This is a genomic window from Clostridium boliviensis (assembly GCF_033342255.1).
Taxonomy (GTDB): Bacteria; Bacillota; Clostridia; order Lachnospirales; family Lachnospiraceae; genus Lacrimispora; species Lacrimispora boliviensis.
The window spans coordinates 58,384-67,821 of record NZ_JAWONS010000285.1; the positions used below are offsets into that span (position 1 = coordinate 58,384).

The 9,438-nt window shown below is 42.5% G+C and carries 9 protein-coding genes; 2 read left to right on the plus strand and 7 right to left on the minus strand.

Annotated features, from left to right (window positions below; all coding sequences use genetic code 11):
- Window positions 1–102 precede the first annotated feature (102 nt).
- Complete coding sequence (gene mtlD / locus RZO55_RS20065) at window positions 103–2,208, plus strand: bifunctional mannitol-1-phosphate dehydrogenase/phosphatase (RefSeq protein ID WP_318066035.1); 2,106 nt, start codon at window positions 103–105, stop codon at window positions 2,206–2,208.
- 15 nt (window positions 2,209–2,223) lie between these two features.
- Here mtlD and RZO55_RS20070 read toward each other — a convergent pair whose 3' ends face one another.
- Entirely contained in the window at window positions 2,224–3,090 is an 867-nt protein-coding gene (locus tag RZO55_RS20070) for an AraC family transcriptional regulator (protein ID WP_318066036.1), read from the minus strand.
- A gap of 119 nt (window positions 3,091–3,209) precedes the next feature.
- On the opposite strand from RZO55_RS20070, the gene RZO55_RS20075 reads away from it, so the two are divergent.
- Window positions 3,210–4,607: a family 4 glycosyl hydrolase gene (locus RZO55_RS20075; RefSeq protein ID WP_318066037.1), complete on the plus strand. Its 1,398-nt coding sequence runs from the start codon at window positions 3,210–3,212 to the stop codon at window positions 4,605–4,607.
- Between the two features lie 64 nt (window positions 4,608–4,671).
- Here RZO55_RS20075 and RZO55_RS20080 read toward each other — a convergent pair whose 3' ends face one another.
- The 6 genes from RZO55_RS20080 to RZO55_RS20105 all read right to left on the minus strand — a co-directional run bounded on the left by RZO55_RS20080 (window position 4,672) and on the right by RZO55_RS20105 (window position 9,193).
- Window positions 4,672–5,163 (minus strand): metallophosphoesterase family protein, encoded by a 492-nt coding sequence (locus RZO55_RS20080; RefSeq protein WP_318066038.1) that lies wholly within the window; start codon window positions 5,161–5,163, stop codon window positions 4,672–4,674.
- Window positions 5,141–5,773, minus strand: a complete 633-nt coding sequence (gene rdgB / locus RZO55_RS20085; protein ID WP_318066039.1) for an RdgB/HAM1 family non-canonical purine NTP pyrophosphatase — start codon at window positions 5,771–5,773, stop codon at window positions 5,141–5,143. Before rdgB ends, RZO55_RS20080 begins: the two co-directional genes overlap by 23 nt.
- 24 nt (window positions 5,774–5,797) lie before the next feature.
- Window positions 5,798–7,111 (minus strand): lectin like domain-containing protein, encoded by a 1,314-nt coding sequence (locus tag RZO55_RS20090; RefSeq protein WP_336624340.1) that lies wholly within the window; start codon window positions 7,109–7,111, stop codon window positions 5,798–5,800.
- Window positions 7,101–8,228 carry a THUMP domain-containing class I SAM-dependent RNA methyltransferase gene (locus RZO55_RS20095; protein WP_318066045.1) on the minus strand — a complete coding sequence of 376 codons (1,128 nt, stop codon included), beginning with the start codon at window positions 8,226–8,228 and terminating at the stop codon, window positions 7,101–7,103. The genes RZO55_RS20090 and RZO55_RS20095 overlap by 11 nt, the downstream gene beginning before the upstream one ends.
- A 43-nt stretch (window positions 8,229–8,271) precedes the next feature.
- Entirely contained in the window at window positions 8,272–8,820 is a 549-nt protein-coding gene (gene yfcE / locus RZO55_RS20100) for a phosphodiesterase (protein ID WP_318066040.1), read from the minus strand.
- Between the two features lie 70 nt (window positions 8,821–8,890).
- The gene (locus tag RZO55_RS20105) at window positions 8,891–9,193 is read right to left on the minus strand and encodes a rhodanese-like domain-containing protein (protein WP_318066041.1); all 303 of its coding nucleotides are present in this window, start codon (window positions 9,191–9,193) and stop codon (window positions 8,891–8,893) included.
- Window positions 9,194–9,438: the final 245 nt, after the last annotated feature.

Consider the following 9,438-nt stretch of genomic DNA (forward strand, 5'->3'; position numbering starts at 1 on the left):
TCTTCTGCCTGTCATTTAATAGGTCATCATTTGACAAGTAATATTGTGTCCTGTAACATAAAGTAAGCGAATCCAGCCAATTTGAATGAAGGAGGAACATGAATGATATTAAAAAACACACAAATAACAGCCGCTATTTTTGATATGGATGGAACGATGTTTGATACGGAAAGACTCAGAATGAAAACCTTAAAAAAGGCTTCCATGGAACTCTTTGGCAAGTCCATACCAGACCAGCTGCTGACAGACTCCCTTGGACTAAGTTCTGTTTCTGCAATGCAATTGGCGAAGAAGGAATTTGGTGAGGATTATCCATACGAAGAGATCAGAAAACGGGCCGATGAGTTTGAGATGGCCTACGTAAAAGAATTTGGCGTTCCTGTAAAAAAAGGGCTGATCGAAGTCCTGGAACGTTTGAAACGAAATGAAATTCTGCTGGCTGTGGCAACCTCCAGCAAACGTATGATTGCAGAAGAATATTTACATGATGCCGATGTTTATAAATATTTTGATGTTATTGTCTGCGGCGATGAGGTGACATGCGGCAAACCGCATCCGGAAATATTTCTGACAGCGGCTTCCAGGATTAATTGTAATCTGGAATCCTGCCTGATCATTGAGGATTCTGAAAACGGTCTTCTTGCAGCCTCTAAAGCAGGGGGGCTTCCAGTCTGTATCAAAGACATTAAGGAACCCAGGCCCTATATAAAAGAAAAAACCTGGTGTTCTTATGATAGTCTACAAGAATTTCTCCATGATCTGCGTCCTGATACAAAGAAGTATCCTGTCCCTGCTCTGAATGAACACTTTCCCCAGAACAACAATCAGCTTACTGCCGGTATTCATGGCTTCGGTGCCATCGGAGGCGGTTATATCGCTCAGATCTTTTCCCATTGGGACGGATATACCAGACCAAGCCGGATTATTGGTGCTACCAGAAATCAAAATCTTCGGAACATGGTAAATGCTTTTAACTCCTATCACATTAGTTATAAAAGTATTGCTTATGAACAATCAATCCGCAACGTTTCTCTCATTGATATCGACAGCCATGAAGAAATGGTTTCCATGTATCTGGAATCAGAAATCATTGCAATATGTCTTCCGGAAGACGCCATCCGGCATCAGGCTAAGATGATTGCAGCCGGGCTGTTAGAACGGTCACTTGCAAATAAAAAACCTTTGACCTTACTAATTATTTTAAATAAGATCAATGCAGCTTCCTTTGTAAAAAAACAGGTAAAAAAAGCACTTCTTCCCCTGATACCGGAAGAACAGGTCAATAAAATCCTGAATGAGAACTATTTCTGTGAAACGGTAGTAAACCGTATGGTTTCTGCAGTCTCCAAAGATGAACTGACAAAACAGATACAACGCAGCTTAAATACCCTGCCGGATTCCATTACAGATACCAAAGGCTTTAAAAAACCTGCACTCAGCTTAAAAAGCATCACCAAACTATTCAAAGACATCTCCGAAATCCAGAATTATCTTTCTAAAGTAAGTCTGGATCTGTTTCATAGTGAACCGGATATGATACTCTATGCAGGTGGAAACAGCCCTCTCCTGCCTTACCTCCGTCAAATAAAGGTCATTGATAACATTGGTGATCTGCAGACAATTAAGAACCGTCTTTCTAATGGAACCCATGCCATGATTGCGTGGTACAGCGCATTACTTGGATATAAAACCATTGGTCAGGGGATGGGGGATGAACGGATATCCCAATTTACGGAACAATTAATTAATCGGGAAATTAAACCGGCTCTTCTAAAAAGAACTCCGGAATATAAAGAATATATTAGTGAATTTACCGAAAATTTCATCAAGCGATGCCGTTTTTCTTTTAAAGACCCGGTTTCAAGAGTCGGGCGGGATCCCATTCGCAAACTACAGTATAATGAGCGGATCCTTGGAACCATTTACATGATACAGGAGTGCAAAATCCCCTCTTCCCTGGCCGAATTCGGTGCTGCGTTAGGATTCTACTATGGAATCAACGGAACTAATGTGAAGGATAAAGAAAGCATGAAATTAAAACGACTTTATGACCAGCTGGGCGAAATCGAATCAGTATTAACCTACAGCGGAGAATTAGATGGAAAGCCCTGCCGCTTCCTTAACCCGGAAAAGGATAAAGAAACAATATACCGGATCAGCCACTTCTTTCACAATATGTCTTTAAAAAGCAATGAGACTCCAGCGTAATGAAACGAGAATACGTTACTCCTCTGCCCCCCTCCTTGTCTCCTTCCTGTATTTTAAAGGCGTGGCATCCGTATGCTTTTTAAATACCCGTTCAAAATAAGTCACACTTTCAAAGCCAAGAAGCTCTGAGATCTCCGTTACCGAGTATTCACTGGCTGACAGGAGTTCTCTGGCTTTGCGCACCCTTGCCAGATTCCGGTATTCATTGACAGAGAAGCCTGTAACTTCCCTAAAAATCCTGCTTAAATAGGATTTGCTGATAAAAAAACGCTCTGCCAGCTCTTCCAGGCTCTCATCAGTCTCACAGTGAAGCGTTAAATATTCCGCAACCTCATGGACTTTTCCATGCTTGGACGTCTGAACCGTAGGCGGCATATCCTTTAATACACTTTTCTTCCGGCTTCTGTAAACCATAAGAAGAATTCTGGATATCATGAGACGAACCATAACTTCATACCGTTCTCTCCTGCCTTTTAATTCGTCTCTGATTGATAGAAGCAGTGTTTTCATCTCCCCCCATTCCTTTTCCGAAAGCCTTGCCACGCCATAGTAATCCCCAAACAGCTTTTCCAGAGAATAAACTCCTGCGTGCTTTAACCAGGATTCCAGATATTTGCCGTTTAACTGCAGTAGAATACGGTCATGGCTTCCGTTTCCTGCCTGACTCGTCTTATGGACCTGCTGGCGGTTAACTAACACCACGTCTCCTGTTTTTACATAATAAGTTTCTTTTTCAATAAAATAATAACGTTCTCCATTCAGGAGAAAATACAGTTCATAGGTATCATGAAAATGTTTCATAGTCATGGAAAATCCGTCTTCCCGCACCACTTCATCAATGACAACGCCTTCCATGCTCTCTTCAAATAAAATTCGTTCCATATATCCCTCCAAATTAGTATCCAAAAGTATGATTATGATAAATAAAGAATCAATTTTATAAGAATTATAATACTATAATGCATTATAATATGCAATAGAGAGTGATAGGAGGATACCTTATGAAATACGAAACCAACAAAGTAAGTGATATACAGATCGCATACATCGGGGGCGGTTCCAGAGGCTGGGCATGGACCTTTATGACAGATTTATCCATGGATGATTCCATGAGCGGAACCATACGGCTTTATGATATCGATCCGGCTGCATCAAAGAACAATGAAATTATCGGCAATCATTTAAGCGACAGAACAGATACCATTGGCAAATGGAACTATATCACATGTGATTCTTTAAAAGATGCGCTGACCGGCTGTGATTTTGCAGTCATCTCCATTCTGCCAGGTACCTTTGACGAAATGGAATCCGATGTTCATCTGCCAGAAAGACTTGGAATCTATCAGTCTGTAGGGGATACAGCCGGTCCTGGCGGTATGATCCGTGCACTGCGCACTATCCCAATGTTTGTAACCATTGCAGAAGCGGTAAAAGAGTACGCGCCAGATTCATGGGTCATTAACTACACCAATCCTATGACCTTGTGTGTCAAAACACTTTATCACGTATTTCCTCAGATCAAGGCTTTTGGCTGCTGCCACGAAGTATTCGGTACCCAGAAAGTATTAAAGGGAATCTGTGAAGAGACCTTTGGTTTAGAAGCGGTTGATCGCAGAGACATCCATGTAAATGTTCTTGGTATCAATCATTTTACCTGGTTTGATCAGGCCTCTTACAAGGGATTTGATTTATTCCCCGTTTACCGTGATTATATCGATGCTCACTATGAAGAAGGTTACCATGAACCGGATAAAAACTGGGCAAACAGCACCTTTGAATGTGCACACAGGGTAAAATTTGATCTCTTCCGCCGCTATGGTCTGATTGCCGCAGCCGGGGACCGCCATCTTGCAGAATTTATGCCAGGAACTGATTACCTGAAAGATCCTGAAACCGTTACCTCCTGGAAATTTGGACTTACAACCGTTGACTGGAGAAAGAACGACTTAAAAAAGCGTCTTGCAAAAAGCAGCCGCCTCGCAGCAGGAGAGGAAGAGATCGAATTAAAACCATCCGGAGAAGAGGGAATTCTTCTGATCAAATCTTTATGTGGACTGGAACGGACCATCAGCAACGTAAATATTCCAAATTCCTATTTACAAATTACAAACCTTCCTGCAGATGCAGTGGTTGAGACCAATGCAGTATTCAGCCGAGACAGCATTAAACCTGTAATAGCCGGAACGATTCCGGAAAATGTACTGGAGCTTATCAAACCTCACACAGACAATCATGAACGCATATTAAAAGCAGCTCTTAGCTGCGACCGCACTCTGGTTTGTGATGCATTCTTAAATGATCCGCTGGTAAAGGGCCGGGTAAGTGATGATGAAGTGAAGAGTCTGGTTGATGACATGATTGAGAATACGATGACTTATCTGCCGGAAGGCTGGAAGTAAAATTCATAAGCAATAATAAAAAGGCCCTGGCAGGCAAGCAATAGGCTCTGTCAGGGTCTTTTTATTATTTTTCAAGAAAATTCAGGGTAAAATGTGCCTCTCCCTGTTCATCCAGTTCCATTATCATGTAAGAAGGTTTTCTGCCTTCCTGGCGGGGATAAGACAAACTGCCGGGATTTAATATGATCACTCCGTTATGTACCTCATAAAACGGCCTGTGCGTATGTCCGTACATCGCGATCTGAATATTCCGTTCTCTTGCCTCCGCTTCCAGACGTTCTATTCCAAGAGATACATTGTAGTAATGCCCATGGGTCAGTAAGATCCGGTAATTGCCAAGCTTTATTTCTTTTTCCCGCTCCAGGTCTGAGAAAAAATCATTATTTCCAAGAACCATGTGACATTCACAGCCTTCATCCAGCCAGCTTTCAATTTTCTTTTCACTGCCTTCTGAATCTCCCAGATGGATCAGCATGTCAAAGGGCTTGTTTGCATCAATCACCCGCAAGAGATTTTCATCCTTTCTGTGGGTATCACTGACAATCAGTACTTTCATGATTCTCCTCCCTGAATTGCTCTTTCAGCTTATCTTTCATCGCTTCCAATGCTTTCCCTCTGTGACTGATCCGGTTCTTCTGGTCCATGGTAAGCTCTGCGGAAGTCATACCGAACTCCGGTATATAAAGAATGGGGTCATATCCGAATCCGTCTCCTCCAGCCGGTTTATCTGCAACCAGCCCCTCCATGGCAGCCTCTGTATGAAGTACAGAACCGTCGGGAAGTACTGCGGCAATGTTACATACAAAGCGTGCACTCCGCTCCTCTCCGACAGCAAAAGCCGCTCGGTCTAATATGGCCTGATTCTTGATTTCATAGGAAGTATCCTCTCCCATATAACGGGCTGAATAAATTCCAGGCTCTCCGCCCAGACAATCAATCACAAGACCGGAATCATCGGCCAGAACGATTCCACCGGATTTTTTCCACACAGCTCTGGCTTTTATTTCTGCATTTTCCCCAAAGGTGGTTCCGTTTTCCTCAATATCTAAATGAATACCTGCCTCTTTCATGGAACACACTTCCATTCCCAGGTCTCTTAAGATCTCACGGATCTCCCTCATCTTTCCTTCATTGCCAGTTGCAAAAATTATTTTATTCTCCCTCATCTGTTCTCTCCTTCAAACCTCTCTCTATTGGGCAGCCGTATATGCTTTCAGACATAGATTGCAGTTCTGTTTTTTCTCCACTCTCTCCCAGACGCTGCCGTCTGCACTGATATAACCCTCCCCGTCAGATAAATCCACAAAGGTTCTTCTGTCTCCTGCATCGTACTCGATCGCTGCAGGGTGAACTGTATCGGGAGTTGTAATTTTAATAATAACTGCAAACCGCTCTCCCTTTTTTAATTTCAGTTCCTTTTTTTTGTTCTTGTCAAAGGAAACGGTATAGTAACCCGCATTCTCAAAACTTCCTTTTGTGAGGAAAATTTTCCGGTCAAATTCACCGCTGTCAATTATGCTGGTTTCGTCTCCTGCCTGGTGCACTGCGTAAATTTCATAGGAAGTACTTGATGCAGTTGCATAGAACCCAACTGCCTTTAGAAATTCTAAGCTCTCTGCCTCATAAACATTGGAAAACCAGACTGTGTCACTGCCATACCCCAGTTGTCCAGCCCAGCCGCGCAGATCAGACTGATAGATCCTGTCAAATCTGCCCGGATTTTCAACTACGGAATACACCAGATTATTCATACCAATATTGGAATCATAATAGGAAACATAAAAATAGCCCTGGTCGCCAAACCCGTCTCCCCAGCTGTTCATACAGATAAATGCTCCATCCCCATTGACCGGGACATTAAAGTTATCTCTGGAATATTCATCATCCCATCCGATAATCACGGAATCATGATTGGGCGGCTGTGAACCTATGTAACAGTATGAGGACTCTTCCTCATTATAGCTGGAGGACTGGCTGTTTGTTTCATTCATGGCAGTATAAAGAGAACTTTGAACACCTCCGTAACGGAGAACAGCACGCTTTATCTGATCGTAATCTTTCCCTGGTATTATCTGAATCTCCTGAACATGTTTGACTGCTTTTAGCCCTTTGGGAGATATTCCGTCACCATACGGATCTTCTGTCTCCATTACCGGACCTTTCCAGGAAAGGAGGTAAGCCATAGACATGGTATACTCTCCCCCCTCTTCCTGAGGTATGCAAAAACCATTGTTCAAAGACATGTGGTCTTCCGAAAAATGATAGACTTCATCTGGAAGAAGTCTGGCCTCCAGTGCCTGCAGGGATGCAAATGCCCAACAGGTTCCAAGTGATCCCTGATTCCTGATTGCAGGAGCACGTCCGCTTTCTCTTCCGTCATAGGAAGCAGGAAGTTCTCCCAGATATGGATTCCCGGTCTCTAAAGGAACGAAATAATCTGCCGTAAAAATTGAAACTGCACACAGCAGCACAAGAAAAAAGGCAAACCGGATTTTATTTTTCAAACTCATCTCCTGCTTTTCTTTTGGGCGGTTTCGGCCCCATAAACTGATAGAAATAGGTCTTCATCATACCGTTATAGATTTTACGGTTCTTATCTGCTTTTCTGCCAATATACTTCTCCGCATCTTCGAATGCAGTGATCATATACAGAGACCATGCATCAAGAGCTGCATATCGCGCTCCAATCTGGCTGTACAATTCCGGAAGATTCTTTTTTTCCTCAATCCGCTCTCCATAAGGAGGATTGGTGATAATAAAACCGAATTTCCTGGGATGGCTTAACGCATCTACCGATCGCTGCTGGAAGTGAATTAAATGATCCACACCTGCAGATTCCGCATTGGTTCTGGCAGCTTTCACTATATCAGGGTCAATATCATATCCCTGTATGTCCACCTTTATATCAAGATTCACCAGATCATTGGCTTCATCCATGGTCTCATACCAGCATTTCCTGGGAATGATATTTTTCCAGTCTTCTGCTAAAAAGGAACGGTTCATTCCAGGTGCCATATTAGCTGCCATCATAGCTGCCTCGATGACAAATGTACCGCTTCCACAGAACGGATCCACCAGAATCCGGTCTTTATTCCATGGGGTCAGCATGATCAGTGCTGCAGCCAGTGTTTCTGTAATGGGAGCCTTACTGGTAAGCGTCCGGTAGCCTCTCTTATGAAGGGAGTCCCCAGAAGTATCAATGCCAACTGTTACATTATCTTTATAAAGGAAAACCCGGAGAGGATAGCTTGCTCCCTTTTCTTCAAACCATTCCACTTTATAGGCGCTCTTCATTCGTTCCACCATGGCTTTTTTCATAATGGATTGAATATCAGAAGGGCTGAACAGCTTACTTTTAATAGAGGAGGCTTTTGCCACCCAGAATTTCCCGTCACATGGAATATATTCTTCCCATTGAATTGACCTCGTTGCCTGAAAAAGCTCTTCAAAGGATTCTGCATGAAAGCTGCCTACCTTTAAAAGAACTCTTTCAGCTGTCCTTAAAAATACATTGGCACGGCAGATGGCTTCGTCATCTCCAATAAAAGTGACTCTCCCATCTTCCACCAAAGTAATATCATAACCAAGATCCGTAATTTCCTTTTTCAAGACTGCTTCCATGCCAAAATGACAGGGTGCAATTAATTCGTATGTTTTTTTCACATTAATCTCCTAAGTTCATTTCTTTTACAATATTCCCCTCAAAATCCATGATTCGGAATATACGGTCTTCAAGCACAGCATACGTAGGTGGATTTCCTCCCTTTGGTATAGAGACAGAGCCTGGGTTGAGTATGGTGATATCACCAAAAGTTTCGGCAGCCAATATATGCGTATGTCCGTGCAGAAGAATATCTCCCTTTTGCATCGGCAAAAGATGTTCCTTATTGTAGATATGGCCATGAGTAGCATAAATCGTCAGACCGTCAATCACAAACAGGGCATAATCAGAAAGAACCGGGAATTCCAGGACCATCTGATCTACTTCCGTATCACAGTTTCCCCTGACATTATAAATCTGGTCCTTATAGCTGTTCAGCATGGAGATGACCTCTTTGGGCGCATATTCTTTGGGAAGATCATTTCTCGGTCCATGGTAAAGTATATCTCCAAGGAGGATCAGTCTCTCTGCTCCTGAATTTTTATATGCATCTAACAGACTCCTGCAGTAATATGCAGAACCGTGAATGTCGGAAGCAATCATATATTTCATAAGTATTTTCTCCTTTTTTTGGTTATCAGGTATATTTTAAAACCTGATAGGTATATCTGTCAATGAATACCTATCCACGTACCATATATTTTCCCCTGTAGTGGACAATTCCACTGGCTATATTAATCACATCAAAGCCCATAGGCTCTAAATGTCTGCAGACCATCATGCTTTGACCTCCCCTGGAACAGTAGAAAATAATTCTTTTATTTTTAGGCATCTGGCTTTTCCAGCTGTCAAACTGCTCATAAGGTAAATTTACCGCACCTTTTAAATGTCCCCGCTCATAGGAAAAAGGGGTTCGAAGATCAACAATCATCACATTATCATTATAATTAATATATTGATCAACATCCCATACCGGTATTGTCATGAACATACTATCACCTGTCCTTTCTAGTAATAATATATTCCAATTTTTCCAGAATGGGAAAATACAAAAAACGCGGGAAAGAATCCCTATTGACTCTTTCCCACGCCTTTTTTTGGTTTTGTCTGCTATTTTAGTATGAATTCTGATTGTTGTTCCGGCTGGAATCGCGGCTGGAATTACGGCTTGTGTCCTGCATCTTGTTCTGGCTGTTTGTGCTCTTGTTCTGGCTGTTATTCTGATTGTTG